General features: G+C 66.5%; 14 protein-coding genes. All 14 read right to left on the minus strand.

Going from position 1 to position 15,871, the window contains the following annotated elements:
* Positions 1-136 precede the first annotated feature (136 nt).
* The 14 genes from pgsA to rbfA all read right to left on the minus strand — a co-directional run bounded on the left by pgsA (position 137) and on the right by rbfA (position 15,808).
* Entirely contained in the window at positions 137-688 is a 552-nt protein-coding gene (gene pgsA / locus SAC06_RS07020) for a CDP-diacylglycerol--glycerol-3-phosphate 3-phosphatidyltransferase (RefSeq protein WP_350257595.1), read from the minus strand.
* Entirely contained in the window at positions 685-3,318 is a 2,634-nt protein-coding gene (locus SAC06_RS07025) for an FtsK/SpoIIIE family DNA translocase (RefSeq protein ID WP_350257596.1), read from the minus strand. The genes pgsA and SAC06_RS07025 overlap by 4 nt, the downstream gene beginning before the upstream one ends.
* An 81-nt stretch (positions 3,319-3,399) precedes the next feature.
* Entirely contained in the window at positions 3,400-4,377 is a 978-nt protein-coding gene (locus tag SAC06_RS07030) for a PfkB family carbohydrate kinase (RefSeq protein ID WP_350257597.1), read from the minus strand.
* On the minus strand, positions 4,374-6,065 hold the full coding sequence (locus SAC06_RS07035) for a ribonuclease J (protein ID WP_350257598.1): 1,692 nt from the start codon (positions 6,063-6,065) through the stop codon (positions 4,374-4,376). Before SAC06_RS07035 ends, SAC06_RS07030 begins: the two co-directional genes overlap by 4 nt.
* Positions 6,066-6,132: 67 nt before the next feature.
* Entirely contained in the window at positions 6,133-6,702 is a 570-nt protein-coding gene (locus SAC06_RS07040; RefSeq protein ID WP_350257599.1) for a GNAT family N-acetyltransferase, read from the minus strand.
* Positions 6,699-8,024 (minus strand): pitrilysin family protein, encoded by a 1,326-nt coding sequence (locus SAC06_RS07045; RefSeq protein ID WP_350257600.1) that lies wholly within the window; start codon positions 8,022-8,024, stop codon positions 6,699-6,701. Before SAC06_RS07045 ends, SAC06_RS07040 begins: the two co-directional genes overlap by 4 nt.
* A 24-nt stretch (positions 8,025-8,048) precedes the next feature.
* Positions 8,049-8,573 carry a hypothetical protein gene (locus tag SAC06_RS07050; protein ID WP_350257601.1) on the minus strand — a complete coding sequence of 175 codons (525 nt, stop codon included), beginning with the start codon at positions 8,571-8,573 and terminating at the stop codon, positions 8,049-8,051.
* 144 nt (positions 8,574-8,717) lie between these two features.
* Complete coding sequence (locus tag SAC06_RS07055; RefSeq protein WP_350257602.1) at positions 8,718-11,036, minus strand: polyribonucleotide nucleotidyltransferase; 2,319 nt, start codon at positions 11,034-11,036, stop codon at positions 8,718-8,720.
* A gap of 192 nt (positions 11,037-11,228) precedes the next feature.
* Complete coding sequence (gene rpsO, locus SAC06_RS07060) at positions 11,229-11,498, minus strand: 30S ribosomal protein S15 (RefSeq protein WP_350257603.1); 270 nt, start codon at positions 11,496-11,498, stop codon at positions 11,229-11,231.
* A 192-nt stretch (positions 11,499-11,690) separates the two neighbouring features.
* Positions 11,691-13,238, minus strand: a complete 1,548-nt coding sequence (locus SAC06_RS07065) for a carboxylesterase/lipase family protein (RefSeq protein WP_350257604.1) — start codon at positions 13,236-13,238, stop codon at positions 11,691-11,693.
* Between the two features lie 9 nt (positions 13,239-13,247).
* Positions 13,248-14,255, minus strand: coding sequence for a bifunctional riboflavin kinase/FAD synthetase (locus SAC06_RS07070; RefSeq protein WP_350257605.1), 1,008 nt, complete (start codon positions 14,253-14,255; stop codon positions 13,248-13,250).
* Between the two features lie 5 nt (positions 14,256-14,260).
* Complete coding sequence (locus SAC06_RS07075; RefSeq protein WP_350257606.1) at positions 14,261-14,476, minus strand: hypothetical protein; 216 nt, start codon at positions 14,474-14,476, stop codon at positions 14,261-14,263.
* Between the two features lie 14 nt (positions 14,477-14,490).
* The gene (gene truB, locus SAC06_RS07080; protein ID WP_350257607.1) at positions 14,491-15,375 is read right to left on the minus strand and encodes a tRNA pseudouridine(55) synthase TruB; all 885 of its coding nucleotides are present in this window, start codon (positions 15,373-15,375) and stop codon (positions 14,491-14,493) included.
* A complete protein-coding gene (gene rbfA, locus SAC06_RS07085) occupies positions 15,368-15,808 on the minus strand; it encodes a 30S ribosome-binding factor RbfA (protein WP_350257608.1) in 441 nt (146 codons plus the stop codon). Before rbfA ends, truB begins: the two co-directional genes overlap by 8 nt.
* Between the last annotated feature and the right edge of the window lie 63 nt (positions 15,809-15,871).

Below are 15,871 nucleotides of genomic sequence, written 5' to 3' on the forward strand. Positions count from 1 at the left end.
CCGCGACTTGTGCACGGGGTCATTAGCCCGGTGAGCTGTGGACACCGGAACCCGGTAGTTTTTTTCATTCATACTTTTCACAACGTGGGGTACTGAGAAATATTCCCCCACCACTCCTTAACGTGACGAAGGCCTCTTATGGGCGCGATCCGCGCCAAGCGGCCCAAAGGTACTGCCACCCTGAAATCATGGTGATCGCGAAAGTCACCACGGCCAAACCGACGATGATCCAATTGATCACAGCCAGGTTCCCCCAGGGAATCAGCATCAAGATAATAAGGAGGATCTGCAAGACTGTCTTCAGCTTGCCTCCAGAACTGGCCGCGACGACGGTCCCCCGGTGGCGCAGCACCTCACGCAAAACGGTGATCCCCAGCTCGCGGATGGCCACCAAAATGGTGAACGCCCACATCCACGGGGACTGGTACCCAATTGAGAGGAGCACAAAAGCGGTGAGGGTGAGGGCCTTATCGGCCAGGGGGTCGGCGAGGCGACCGAAGTCTGTGATGAGATTCCATTTGCGTGCCAGGTGGCCATCCAGCTGATCGGTGACCGCGGCGAACAGGAAGATCGCCAGCGCCCACCAGTGTGCGCCCAGCAGGTAGACCCAGGCAAAGACCGGCACCAAAATAATCCGAAGCACGGTCAGCGCGTTGGGAAGATTGATGTTTGACACCTGTTGGTTCATCTTCCCTCCAATTGGACCGTCTTAGTTTCCATCACTACGGTACCGGTATTTGGGGTGGGAGGGGTAACTGACCGCTCTTCGGTTGGGGATGACTGCGCCTTCTCGACCAGTTCTGCCTCCCCGCGCAGCACGGCCAGCACCGAGGCCAGTTGCTCGGGCTGCACCAGCACCTCCCGGGCTTTCGATCCCTGCGACGGGCCGACAATCTCTCGCGACTCCAACAGATCCATCAGGCGACCTGCCCGGGCAAACCCGATCCGCAGCTTACGCTGAAGCATCGAGGTGGACCCGAGCTGGGTGGACACCACCAGCTCGGCGGCGGCCAGCAGGTCGTCCAGGTCCTCCCCAATGTCGTCGGCCACCTTCGCGGTCTTGGGCGGCTCGATCACGTCTTCGCGGTACTCGGGCTGCATTTGGCTCTTGGCTGCCTCCACCACCCGGTGGATCTCCGCCTCGTCCACCCAGGCTCCCTGGACGCGCAGCGGCTTGTTCATTCCCGAAGGCAGGTAAAGCGCATCGCCCTGGCCGATCAGTTTCTCGGCCCCGGGCTGGTCCAGGATAACGCGGGAGTCCGCCAGCGCGGAGGTGGCAAATGCCAGGCGCGAGGGCACGTTCGCCTTGATCAGGCCGGTGACCACGTCCACGGAGGGACGCTGGGTGGCCAGCACCAGGTGAATCCCGGCCGCGCGGGCCAGCTGGGTGATCCGCTGGACGGAGGCTTCCACGTCGCGGGGGGCCACCATCATCAGGTCGGCCAGCTCATCCACCACCACCAGCAGGTACGGGTAGGGCCGCAGCTTGCGCTGGGACCCGGCCGGGGGTAGGACTCGGCCCGCCACCACGGCCTTATTGAAGTCGTCGACGTGTTTGAACCCGAAGTCCGCCAGGTCGTTGTACCGGGCGTCCATTTCTCGCACAACCCATTCCAGGGCCTCGGAAGCCTTCTTCGGGTCCGTGATGATCGGGGTCACCAGGTGGGGAATCCCCTCGTAAATGGTCAGCTCCACCCGCTTGGGGTCAACCAGAATCATCCGCACCTGCTCCGGCGTGGCCCGGGTCAGGATCGACACGATCATCGAGTTGATGAAGCTGGATTTGCCCGAACCGGTTTGCCCCGCCACCAGCAGGTGGGGGGTGCGCGACAGGTTGGAGACGACGTAGCCGCCCTCGACGTCTTTGCCCATCCCAACCAGCAGCGGGTGGGGGTTTCGCTGGGCGGCCGGAGAGCGGAGGACGTCCCCCAGGGCCACCGTCTCGCGGTCCGAGTTGGGGATCTCCACCCCGATCGCGGACTTGCCCGGAATGGGCGAGAGGATCCGCACGTCGGCGCTGGCCACCGCGTAGGCAATGTTCTTGGAAAGGGCGGTAATCCGCTCCACCTTCACGCCCGGGCCCAGGGACACCTCGTAGCGGGTCACCGTCGGGCCGCGCGAAAAGCCAACCACCTGCGCGTCGATGTCGAACTGGTCCAGGACCGTCTGCAGGGCCTCCACCACCCGGTCGTTGGCGGCTGAGCGCTCCAGGTGCGGGGCCCCCTGCTGCAGCAGGCCGACCGAAGGCACCTGATAGTTGGCCATTTCAGCCGCGCGGGCTGCCTCCAGCGGAGACAGGTCCTCGGAGGTGATCTCGGCCAGGGCCACCGTCTGGTCGTCCGGCTCCACCGCTTCCGACACGGGCATCGCCGTCGGCACCGGGACCGGCGCAGTCATGGTGTAGTCCGGCTCGGCCGGGTAGTCCTCAACCGCGTAAACCGCTTCGGTGGGCGCGTCGACCGGATAGTCATCCTCAAGCGCAATGTCGAAGGAGTCGACGGCCCGGGTGGGCTGGTCGACGTAGGTGGGGGCAGGCTTGCGCTCCCGGTTGATCTCCTGCAGCCACTCGTCGTCGCCGGCGGCCAGGTGGTCGTTGTCCACCTGGGTCCGACCGGTCCGCTCCCGAAGCGAAGCCCACAGTTCCCGCGCTTTGATCGGGACCTCTCGCAGCGGCGTTCGCGTCATCACCAGGATCGAATAGCAGGCCAGGGCCACCAGCACCACCACCGCACCCCAGAGGGACAGCAGGCGCATCAGGGGGTAGCCGATAAACCAGCCGAGGATGCCCCCGGCCTCCTCTACCCCGGCGATGGGGCTGAGGGAAGGATTGTTCCGGCTCACCTGGACCAGGCCGGTGAGCGCCAGCGACAGTCCGATGCCTCCGGCAAACCTGAACGGCATGGCCTGCGGATCTTTCCGTGCGCGGAACAGCCCAACTGCGACCAGCACCAGCAGCAGGGGCACCACGACGGCGAAGATGCCGACCGCGCCGGCCACCGCGTGGTGGATGACCGCCCCGGCGTCCCCGGAGATGCCGAACCACTCTCGCAGAGCCACCACCCCGGCCACCGCCAGGAAGATGAAGGCGAAGGCGTCCCGTTTCAGCTGGGAGTCGGTGCTGCGCCAGGCGTGGACCAGGCCCGCCAGGCCGCGCCCGAGGGCACGGAAGAATCGAGCCGGGGCTGAGGGGCCGGCGGGCTCTGCCTTCGAAGGTGTCGCCTTGGAGGCCTTGGCGGGGGCGGCGCCTTTGATGCGTCCGGCCCCGGAGGACCGGTTCGCGTCGGCCTTCGCTTTGCTTTGATCTTTTCGTGCGCGCATTTCAGTTAGACTTTACCGCTCGGGGCCAACGCGGGGGTTCTACCACGCCGCGCAGGGCCGAACCGAGCGACAAATCCGAGCCTACAGCACCGTCCCGCGCTGAATTACGCCGTCAATCTCCGCCGCGGTGGGAGCCTGCGGGGTGGACCCGCGCGCCACCATCAGGGCGGCGGCCGCGTTGGCTCGTTGGCAGGCTCCAACCAGATCCAGGCCCTGGAGCAGCCCGGCACACATGGCGGCCACGTGAGTGTCCCCCACCCCGGTGGTATCCACCCGGTAGGACTGGTAGGAGGGAATATTGACCATGTCAGCGTCGCGGGTGGCCTGGACCTCGCAGCCCATCACCCCCAACCGTCTAACCACGGCGGCCTCGGGCCGCATAATGTGGCGAATGCCCGTCCCCGGGGAGGACTGGTCCAGGAAGCGCGACAGGTAGGCGGCTTCGCGAATGTTCATGGTGACCACGTCGGCCCGGGGCAGCAGCTGAGCCCAAACGTCGGTGCTCACCTCCTGCACGGCCGGGGAAATAGCCAGCACCATGGTCACGTCATCAGGAAGGCGCGAACCCCACTCCACCACCACGTCCGACTGTGGAGTAGCCAGGTCGGTGCCGCTGATGTGGACCAGGTCCCCCGGGTGCAGCTCGATCGCTTCCAGGCCGGCCAGGGTCGGCTCGGATTCCACCCCGGGGGTGCGCACGGTCGTGTTGTTGCCGTCGTCCTCCACGAACACCATCGCCACCCCAATGTCGCCAACGAAGACGTCGGTGAGGGTGTTGATCCGGGCGGCGGCCAACTGGCGCCGAGCCAGGGAAGAGTTGGGACCGGTTCCGAGCGGAGCGGCCAGGTTGGTGTCGATTCCCTGAGCCGCCACCACCGACAGCAGGGTGAAGCCACCCCCCGCCGAGGAGATCGCCGAGTAGGCGGTGGTGGCCGCCCCCCGCTCCGGCAGCTTCGAGAGCTGCACGTTGACGGCCAGCACCACCGACTCGGTGGTGATGAACCGACCGAGGGCGGGCCCGACGGGCGTCAGCGGGGCGGGTGGGAGCTGGGCGCTCACTGCTCGACCACGACCGGGACCAGCATCGGGCGACGGCGCAGACGCCGGCTAACCCAGCGGCCCACCACCCGGCGCATCACCTGCTGCAGGGTCCGTGCGCTCACCCCGCCGGGAGCGGCGGCGTCGCGCAGAGCCTTGTCCACTTCGGGCAGGATGTCGTCAAAGACGGAGTCGTCCTCAGCCATCCCAACCGCCCGCAGCACCGGGCCGGCCAGGACCGTTCCCATTTCCTTGTCCACCACGGCGAAAATGCTGATGAAGCCTTCCGAGCCCAGCGTGATCCGCTCGCGCAGTTCGTCCTCGGAGATTTCCCCGACCGACTTGCCGTCCACGTAGACCAGCTCGCACGGGACGGCGCCCGCAATCACCGCGCGCCCGTCCTTCAGGTCGATGGCCACCCCGTCGTCGGCCAGGACCACGCGGGTGGGATCGACCCCGGTCTTGACGGCCAACTGCCCGTTGGCCACCAGGTGGCGCACCTCCCCGTGGATTGGCATCACATTCTTGGGTTGAACGATGTTGTAGCAGTAGATCAGCTCACCCGCGGAGGCGTGGCCGGATACGTGCACCTTGGCGTTGCCCCGGTGCACCACCTTGGCGCCGAGGCCCATCAGCTCGTTGATCACCCGGTTGACCGAGTTCTCGTTGCCGGGAATCAGCGAGGAGGCGAACACAACCGTGTCCCCCGGGCCGGCGCTGATGCTCTGGTGGGTGCCCCCGGCGATCCGGGCCAGGGCGGCCATCGGCTCCCCCTGGGAACCGGTGACCATGAACACCTGACGGTCCCGAGGCAGCTTCTCCACCGTCTTCAGTTCGGCCACCGCTCCGTCCGGGATCTGCAGGTAGCCCCGCTCCCGCGCGATGGTCATGTTCCGTTCCATCGACCGGCCCACGAGGGCCACGGTGCGACCGCACTGCTGGGCCGCGTTGATTACCTGTTGGACCCGGTGCACGTGCGAGGCAAAGGAGGCCACGATGATGGCCCCGTCCGTCTGGGCGAAGACCTGCTCTAGGACCGGGCCGATTTCCACCTCTGCGGTGATGAACCCAGGCACTTCCGCGTTGGTGGAGTCAACCATGAACAGGTCGACGCCTTCCTCGCCAAACCGGGCGAAGGAACGCAGGTCGGTCAGGCGCCGATCCAGCGGCAACTGGTCCATCTTGAAGTCACCGGTGATCAGGACCGTGCCCGCCTTGGTGCGAACAAAGACGGCCAGGGCATCGGGAATCGAGTGCGTGACCGAGACGAACTCGGCATCGAAGGGAGCCAGCTTGATCCGGTCGCCCTCCGCCACCACGTGCAGGCCGGAAGCGCTGAGCCGGTGCTCCTTCAACTTGGGCTCCAGGAACGCCAGGGTCAGTTCCGAGCCGTAGATCGGAATGTCCGGGCGCAGCTTCAGCAGGTAGGGCACGGCCCCGATGTGGTCCTCGTGCCCGTGGGTGAGCACCAGGGCGACAATGTCGTCCAGTCGGTCCGCAATGGCGCTCATGTCGGGCAAAATCAGGTCGACGCCGGGCTGGTGTTCCTCGGGGAACAGCACGCCGCAGTCGACGACCAGGAGCTTCCCCTCGGTTTCCAGGACGTTCATGTTGCGTCCAACCTCCCCCAAGCCTCCCAGGGGAAGGACTCTTAGGGCCCCGCTGGGGACGGGAGGCGGTTCGGGAAGATTCTCAAAGATCGATCTCATACGTCCAGTTTGCCACGGCTCAGCGGGTCTCCCCGAGTCCGGGCTCCTTTCTTGTGGATGAATAGGTTTAGCTGGTGGGGGCCGGGTTTTCCCGGTCCAGCGTGGCGAACCACAGGTGCTGCGTGAGGGGCCGACCCATCACGTCAAGCGTTCGGCGCAGGCCCGCGGGGGCAAATCCGGCGGACTGGAAGAAACGGATCTTTTCCTCCTCGGCCGGGGCCAGCCACACCTGCAGGTAGTCGCCGCCCTCGTCGCGGACCAGGTCGGCCGCGGCGGCCAACATCCGGGATCCGTGTCCCTGGCGCCGCTGGTCGGGAACCACTTCCAGCCCCAAGATTTCTACGGCCACGCCGTCTTCGGCCAGCGGGGAACGCTCGGCGCCATCCCCAAACGCGACGTAGCCTTCCGGCTGATCCGAGGCGGTGGCGACGAACACGCCGTGGCGGGCCCGCTCCGGCTGAGCAATCGTCTGGGACCAGGCCGCCGCAATCGCCTCCTGATCCAACTGATCCACCGGGGCGTCCGGCCCCAACTCGGCATTCAGTACCTCCGCCATCGCCTGGACCTGCAGTCCCGCGATGAACTGGGCGTGCTCCGGCTGAGCCGGGCGAACAAAGTTGTGATTCAACGTCCTCATCGGTTGGTCACCAACGCCCGGGCGCGGGGGCCAGCCAGCATCTGTTCGGCCATCTGCCTAATCTCCTCCACTTGAACGGCCTCAATTCGGGCCAGCGCCGCATCGACCGAGATGAACCGCTCGGTCACCTCGGAGCGGCCCAGCCGCATCATGCGGGACGCGGAACTCTCCAACCCGAGCGCCAGATTCCCGCGCAGTTGCCCCTTGGCTCGGCGCAACTCCGCCTCGGGCACTCCCGCTTCGGCCAGCTTCTCCACCTCGCCCCACATAATTCGCTCCACCTCGTCCACGTTTTCGGGAGCGCAGCCCGCGTAGAGGCCGAAATATCCGGTGTCCAGGTAGGCGGAATCGAAGGCGTAGGTGGTGTAGGCCAGCCCGCGCCGCTCCCGGATTTCCTGGAACAGGCGCGAGGACATTCCCCCACCCAAAATGGTCAGCAGCACGTTTGAGGTGGGACGTTGCTCGTCGGTGGCATTCAGCCAGCGGGACCCCACCAGAATGTGGGCCTGCTCCACCTCGCGGCGGTCGACCACCTCCAGGGGCGGCTCACTCCCGGTGCCGGCAAGCAGGTCGCGAGAGGCGGGGGCGGCTGCCTCGTCCCGGTCCCAGTCGGTCAGGGCCAGGGCCTGGCTGAGCCCGGCGCAAATCTGTTCGTGATCCAGGTGACCGGCCCCGGCCACAATCAGGTTCCGGGAATGGTAGTGGCGCCGGTAAAGCTCCCGGATCGTCTCGGCGGGCAGGTCTGAGACCGAGGCGGTGGTGCCCCCGATCGGGCGTCCGAGGGGGTCGTCGCCAAACAGGGCGGTGGCGAACGCTTCGTGGACCACGTCGGCCGGGGAATCCTCGGCCATCGCCAACTCGTCAATGATGACGGTTCGCTCCGTGTTGACGTCCTCGTCGGTGATCAGCGAGGAGGTGACCATATCCGTCAGGGTGGCCAGGGTCATGTCGGCGTCAGAGTCCAAAGTCTTGGCCCAGTAGTGGGTCGTTTCCTTCGAGGTGGCCGCGTTCGACTCTCCGCCCACCTCGTCAAAGGCGGCGGCAATGTCGAAGGCGGAGCGGGTGGGCGTGCCCTTGAAGAGCAGGTGCTCCAGGAAGTGGGAGGCGCCCGCCTCCGACTCTTGCTCATCCCGGGAACCGGTGGCCACCCACAGTCCCAGGGTGGTGGTTTGGGTGCCGGGCAGTTCCTCGGTGATTACCCTGACCCCGCCGGGGAGGATCGAACGGCGCACGGTCAGCGGGCCATCCGGCATTTCGAGGACATCCGACCGGGCTGCACTGGCCAGCGGCAACTTCACCGGGTCCAGGGAACTATCTGGCACTAAAAACCACCATTTTCACATCGACTAATTCTGTTGTTTCTGATTGAACTGGACCGTCTGCTCGACGGTGCGATCCGCCTGGTTGCCGGCCTTCCGGGCCGCCTTTTCCGCCTGGCGCTGCGCCTTGGCCTGAGCCTTCTGATCGGCGCGCACCTGCTGGGCGGCCTGCCGGTCCGCATTCACTTTGTCGGGCCCGGGGATCGCCCCCACGAAGGCCAGGAACAGCGCCACGATCGCGCCCAGTGCGCACACGACCAGCACCCAGGCCCCGGTGGAGAAGTCGTAGTTCTCCATCACCGGGGTGAGCATCTCGGTCACGGCCAGGGACAGCGCAAACACGGCGGCGGCCCCACCGACAAACAGGTAGAAGCGCTTGGGCTCCACGTTGAAGTAGGCCCGGACCAGGGCAAACAGGGCGAGGGAGATGAACGCAGGCGCCATGATGATGACGGCCGAGGGGACGGGACCAAAGAGTCTGGTTGACACCCAGACCACCACATCGATGACGAACAGGCACAGGAAGAACAGCGGATCAAGATACTGCTTCATGGGAGTGGTCCTTCCAGGAAGGGTGGTTGATTAGGGGGTTCCCTGGGATCAACATTGCCCGCTGTTGGGCCCGGACGCAACCGGATAGACCGGCGGCCCGCGCGGCGTTTTCAGTCGCGCGGGCCCCGGTCAAACTGCGCTCACCTACTCGGCGGATTCGTCACCGTTGTTGCGGCGGCGACGGTTGCGCTGGCGGGGACGACGATCCCCGGAGCGCTCCTCTTTCTTCTCCGAGTTGCGGGGGGCCTCTTCGGCTTCCCCGGCGGCTTCCTCATCCACCACGGCGGACAGGGAGAGCTTGCCGCGCTCGTCGATTTCGCTGATCTCCACCTCGACCTGCTGGCCGACCTGCAGGACGTCCTCAACCGAGTCGATCCGTTTGCCGCCCACCAGTCGACGCACCTGCGAAATGTGCAGCAGGCCGTCCTTGCCGGGGGTCAGGGAGACAAACGCGCCGAAGGAAGTGGTCTTGACGACGGTGCCGACAAAACGCTCCCCCACCTCGGGCATCTGCGGGTTGGCAATCTGGTTGATCAGGGCGCGGGCAGCCTCGGCGGACTCTCCGTTGGTCGCTCCGACGTAGACGGTGCCGTCATCCTCAATCGTGATGTCCGCACCGGTCTGCTCCTGGATCTGGTTGATCATCTTGCCCTTGGGCCCGATCACCTCGCCGATCTTGTCCACCGGGACCTGAACGGTCAGGATCCGCGGGGCGTGAGCCGACATTTCGTCGGGGGTGGAGATGGCCTTGGCCATGAAGTCCAGGATCTCCAGCCGGGCGTCGCGGGCCTGGGCCAGTGCGGCGCGCAGCAGCTGCGAGTCGATCCCGTCGAGCTTGGTGTCCAACTGCAGCGCGGTGATGAACTCAGCGGTACCGGCCACCTTGAAGTCCATGTCGCCGAAGCCGTCTTCCGCCCCGAGAATGTCGGTCAGGGTGATGGCCTTGGGCTGGCCGTCGACCTCACCGGTCATCAGGCCCATGGCGATGCCGGCCACCGGTGCACGCAGGGGCACGCCGGCTTGCAGCAGGGACAGGGTGGAGGCGCAGACCGAGCCCATCGAGGTGGAGCCGTTGGAGCCGAGGGCCTCGGACACCTGCCGGATCGCGTAGGGGAACTCCTCACGGGAGGGCAGGACGGGCAGCAGGGCGCGCTCGGCCAGGTCGCCGTGGCCAATCTCGCGGCGCTTGGGCGAACCCACACGCCCGGTTTCACCGGTGGAGAAGGGCGGGAAGTTGTAGTTGTGCATGTAGCGCTTGTGCGAGGCGGGGCTCAGGTTGTCCAGCTGCTGCTCCATCCGGAGCATGGCCAGGGTGGTGACCCCAAGGATCTGGGTCTCACCGCGCTGGAACAGGGCGGAGCCGTGAACCCGAGGAATTACTTCCACCTCGGCCATCAGGGTGCGGATCTGGCGGGGGCCGCGGCCGTCCATCCGGATCTCGTCGCGCAGCGTGCGCTGGCGAATGGTTTCCTTCTCGACCGAGCGGAAGGCTGCCTTGAGAGCCTTTTCCGAGTCGGGGAACTCGTCCACCAGGGAACCGATCACCAGGTCGCGGACCTCGTCGACGGCCTGTTCGCGGGCCAGCTTGCCCTCGGTGGCGATCGCAGCCACCAGGCGGTCGCCCACCTTGTCGCGCACGGCGGCCAGCTCTTCGTCGGTGTAGTCAAAGTACAGCGGGAACTCTGCGGTTTCCTTCGAGGCCTTGGCAGCCACCTCTTTCTGGGCTTCGCACAGCACCTTGATGAAGGGCTTGGCTGCTTCCAGCCCGTCGGCCACGACGTCCTCGGTCGGCTTGATCGCCCCGGCCTGAATCAGGTCCCACTGGGTTTCGCCGCCGCCGGCTTCGACCATCATGATGGCCACGTCTTCGTTGCCGTTCTCATCGGTGATCAGCCGGCCGGCCACCACCATGTTGAAAACGGAGTTCTCCATTTCGGACCAGCGCGGGAACGCTACCCACTGGCCGTCGATCAGGGCCACGCGGGTCCCGCCGATCGGGCCGGAGAAGGGCAGGCCGGCAATCTGGGTGGACATGGACGCCGCGTTGATGGCGACCACGTCGTAGGCGTCGTTCGGGTGCACGGCCAGGATGGTTTCCACCACCTGAACCTCGTTGCGCAGCCCCTTGACGAAGGCCGGGCGCAGGGGCCGGTCAATCAGGCGGCAGGCGAGGATCGCCTCGGTGCCGGGACGGCCTTCGCGCCGGAAGAAGGATCCGGGGATCCGTCCGGCCGCGTACTGGCGTTCCTCAACGTCCACGGTCAGCGGGAAGAAGTCGAACTGGTCTTTCGGGTGCTTGCCCACCGTGGTGGCGGACAGAACCATGGTTTCCCCATCGAGGTAAACCACGGCCGAGCCGGCAGCCTGCTGGGCAAACTGGCCGGTTTCAAAACGGATGGTGCGGGTGCCGAAGCGGCCATTGTCGATAATGGCTTCGGCGGATACGAGGTTTTCAGCCTCCATTAATTACTCCTTATTGAGGCCAGACACCGCCGTCGGCCTTCGAGCGAAGCCCTCGGCATCGGGGTTGATTCCCCGGTCCGAAAGCCACTGTCGAAAACCGCTTCCAATCGGTGCTGACACGGGTTATTGCACTGGCGATCCCTCGCCAAAAGGCCCGCCGTTCCGGATTGCCAGAAGGGCGGGCCTTAGAAATTAGCGGCGCAGGCCGAGGCGGTCCCGGAGGGAACGGTAACGGTCCACGTCAATGGATTCTAGGTACTTCATCAGGTTCCGACGACGACCAACCAGCAGCAGCAGGCCGCGGCGGGAGTGGTGGTCGTGCTTGTGGGTCTTGAAGTGCTCGGTCAACTCGTTGATCCGGGCGCTCAGCAGAGCCACCTGAACCTCGGGGGAACCGGTGTCGCCCTCATGCGTGGCGTATTCGGCGATGATCTGATCCTTTTGTTCCTTGCTCAAGGGCATAGGTTCTCCTCTTTATCTCTCGTTGCGCGGAGCGTCGGGGCCCATTCTCCCGGGCATGACAGAGCCGCGGCCGATCTGACGGCAAGTTTCAGGGTACCAGCCTCGGACCGTGGCCCGGTAGGCGGAACCGCTAGGTTCCTGGCGGCCAGGCGGTGAGATTGCGCACCTTGCCAGCGGCCCCGACCGACCGGCTCAGGTTGGCCCGACCGGTCGCACCAACGCGGCCACCGACTCGTAGGCCCGGTCACTCAGGGTGACCTGCCGATCGTAAACCCGCGCCGGCGTCCGGTCAGGGCCGGTCCGAGGCCACGGGAGCGATCCGGTCGCCACGAACCGGACCGCGTCCGAGTGCATGGTTTGCGCCAGTTCGGCAGGGGCACCCGGTCCCAGCAGGTAGGTGGAGTAGGGCTGGTCGAGACAGTCAAACCAGAACGGTAGGTCCGAGCAGTGGATGGCCCGCCCCGGCTTGGCACCCGCCCACCCGAAGGAGTACAGCCAGGTGGGACCGGTCCGGACCTGTGCAATTTGGCTGGCCGGAGCCCGGAACACACTGTCGGTGACGTAGCCGGCAATGACCTCTCTGGTGGTGGCGCGTTCGGCCCGAACCGCGTTCAGGTAGCGGCTTCGGACCTCTTTCCGACAGCCGAGCACCGCCAGGGCGAGGGCGGGGTTCGTCCGGTCCAGGACGGCGGGAAAACCCGCGGCGGTCATCGCGAACTCTTCGGTGGTAGCCCCTAGGAAGAGCTCCTTGTCAGCGCCCACCCCGGCCGAGATCGCCCCCACCGTGTCCTGCGAAATCAAGTCTCCGTCAATCGTTGGCCCCAGGTGGAGCAACCGTTGGGGATCCTGACGAATCCCGAGGGGAACCTCCCGTGTTGCCTGCGCAACGTAGCTGTCCTGCGCGGCCAACAGCTGCTCCGGACTGACCTGGGAGAAGCCGGCCCGGGTTGGGGCCACCCCCAGTTTCCGAGCCAGCGTGGCCGCCACCTGCTCGGCCCGTTTCGCACTCACATCCGCCAGCGCCCCCGAGATGGACCAGGCCCGGTGAGAGAGGGGTTGGGCGGCCGGCAGTCCCAGCAGGGTCAGGACCGCTCCCCCGCCGGCCGACTGGCCGCCGATGGTGACCCGGTCGGGGTCGCCGCCGAACGCGGCGATATTCTCCTGCACCCAGGTGAGAGCCGCGAGCCAGTCCCGCACCCCGCGGTTCCCGGGGGCCCCAACTATCGCTCCGAAGCCGTCAAACCCCAGCCGGTAGGAAACGGAGACGGTCACAACCGAGTCTCGGTTGAAGGTGCGCCCGTCGTACCAGGGGCTGGCGGGCGAGCCGGCGGTGTAGCTGCCGCCGTGAACGTAGACCAGCACCGGGAGCCGGGCTGCCGGATCCGGGTCGGGGGTGAACACGTTTAGGTTGAGGATGTCCTCGCCGGGGATCGCTGGCTCCGGAACCAGCGAGTCGGCGGCGGTAGCCCGAACCGGCGTCGGACCGTACTGCAGCGCCGGGCGAATTCCGCTCCAGGGCTCGGGGCGTTCCGGGACGCCGAACCGGCGTGGGCCCACCGGCGCGGCCGCGTAGGGGATCCCCAGAAAGGCGGCGTAGGGTCCGGTCCCAGCACTGGCCTCAGCCAGTCCCCCGGTGGCCACCAGCTCGGCCGGATTGGCACTCAGGTTCAGGGGTTCGGGTCCGCGCCAGAAACCGCGCACGGCCCCGGAACCGGTCTGAACTACGGGTCCTTCGCGCACAGGCACCTCCTAGGCTCCGGCGGTAACTGCCTCCGGATCGACCCGGCGGGCCGTTCGAACCCCCAGGGTTTGGGCCGTATGGCGCAGGTCCTCATCCATTTGCGCCAGCAGATCGCTGACGGAGGCAAAGCTCAACATGGGACGGAGCCGCCGGACGAACACGACCGTCACCTCTTCGTCGTACAGGTCCAGGTCGGACCGGCCCAGCACGTGAGCCTCCACCGTCCGATTGGTGCCGCCAAACTGCGGGTTAGTTCCCACCGAAATCGCCGCCGGCAAGAACTCTTGCCCACCGCCCCAGCGGTCCTGGCCGGGCAGTTCCGCCTCGCGCACCAGCCAGCCCGCGTAAACTCCGTCGGCCGGCAGCAACTGTCCCGGCGCCGACACGTTGGCGGTGGGGAAACCAAGTTCGCGGCCGCGCTTGGCTCCGTGCACCACCAGACCCGAAACCCGGTGGAATCGGCCCAAAACTGAGGCCGCCTCCTCCACGTTGCCCAACTGCAGCAGTTCGCGCACCCAGGAGGACGACCAGCGCCGCCCCCCGGGGGAAACCACGTCGGTGACCATGGTGACGTCAAAGCCGAACATGCGCCCCAGCTGGCGGAGGGTGTCGACGGTCCCGGCGTTGCCCTGCCCGAACCGGAAGTCCTCGCCCACCACCACTTCGACGGCCCCGAGCCGCTCCACCAGGTACTCCTGGACAAAGTCTTCAGCGGACAGGGAGTAGAGCGACCGGTCGTAGTGGGCCAGCAGGGTTGCGTCCAGCCCGGTCACCGCCATCGCGTCGAGCCGATCCTGCGTGGTCATAATGAGCGGAACCGGTCGCCCGGGCTGGTGCACCGAGCGGGGATGCGGGTCAAAGGTGAGGGCCACCGACTCGCAGCCGCGTTTCTTCGCCCGGTCCACACAGGAGCCAATCACCCGGGCGTGGCCCAGGTGCATGCCGTCGAAATTGCCAATGGTGACCACCGATTTCTGGTCACCGGGTACCTGATCGAGAGACGTCCAAATCTTCATCTGGGTCAGCGGGCAGCCCGCAGCCCCAGGTTCATGCGACCGGCCTCGTCTACCGGCTGGCCCTCGCGACCCACGTGGTTACCTCCGCAGCCGCAACCACCCTGATGACCGTGCCCGTGGCCACCACCGTGACCGCCGCAGCCGCAACCGCCCTGGTTCTCAGCGGCCATCTCGTGGGCCGGTTCCCGCTTCTGGCCGCAACCGCAACCTGATTCGCTCATTTCGTCATCCTCACTCAAATCGGCTGAATAATGAAGGCTGGTTTTAGCCTACCGCTTTTGACCTGGACTAACCCGGCCACGTTGGCCCCGGGCACCCCGATACTCCGCACTTCCCCCTCGGCCAGCGTCACGTCCAGCTCGGGAACCTGGCCGTAGCGGAACCGCTCCGCCTGGGCGGGGGTGATCTCTACCAGCGGAAACAGGGTCGGACAAACCTGATCGAAGCTAAGCAGGGTCGGGTCGGGGGGCAGGTCCGCCAGCGGGGTGGCCTCGGCTACCGTCCACGGCCCAATTGTCGTGCGCCTGAGGGAGGTCAGGTGCCCGCCCACTCCCAGGACTCGCCCCAGATCCCGGGCCAGGGAACGAATGTAGGTGCCGGAAGAGCACTCCACTTCTACGTCCAGGTCCAGGAACTGGTCGACCACGCGGGCCGGGCCCAGTTGTTCGAGGCGGAGGATCGTCACCGGGCGAGCGGCCAGCTCGACCTGCTGCCCGGCCCGGACCAGGGCGTGGGCCCGCTTGCCGTCCACTTTGATCGCGCTGACGGAGGCGGGGACCTGCTGAATCCGCCCCCGAAACTGAGCTAGGGCCGCCTCCAGCACGTCCGCTGCCAGCGGCGGGCAGCCCGGAGCCGAAAGAACTTCCCCCTCGGCATCGTCGGTGGTGGTGTCCGCGCCCAGCCGGATGGTGGCCCGGTAGGTCTTGTCCAGCCCGGTCAGGTAGGTGAGCAGTTTGGTTCCCCGGTTCACCCCGAGGATCAGCAGCCCGGTCGCAGCCGGATCCAGGGTTCCGGCGTGACCAACCGCCCGGGTGCGGGCCAGCCGCCGAACCTTCCCCACCACGTCGTGGCTGGTCAGGCCGGCCGGCTTGTCCACCAGCAGGATTCCGGCACTACTCATCGTCGTCAGACTCGACCGGTTCCTCCCGGTAGGGGTCCTCCCCGGCCACGTATTCCTTGTCGGCGGAGTGCCGTGCAATCTCGGCGTCCCGCTCGCGCGCCGCCCGGAGTGCCTCTTCAATCGAGGCGGCCTCGTCGGGGAGGCGGTCGGCTTCGAAGCTAATGGTTGGGGTCAGTCGCAGCCCGAGGGCTTTGCCAACCTCGGAACGGATCAGCCCCTTGGCCGATTCCAGGGCCTTGCGGGTGTCCCGAGCCGCCTTCTCATCGCCGAGCACGGTGTAGAAGATGGTGGCGTGCTGCAGATCGCGGGTCGCCTTGACTTCGGTAATGGTGATGAACCCGAGCCGCGGATCTTTCACCCGCCGCTCCAGCGTTCGAGCCACCGTCATCTTGATGTTCTCTTGGACGCGGCGCACGCGCGACTCATCGGCCATGATCTCTCCTTAACGCTAAAGGAAAAGGCTGGCACCCTTCGGTGCCAGCCCCCTCCAAACAGC

This window comes from Scrofimicrobium sp. R131 (assembly GCF_040256745.1).
Lineage (GTDB): Bacteria > Actinomycetota > Actinomycetes > Actinomycetales > Actinomycetaceae > Scrofimicrobium > Scrofimicrobium appendicitidis.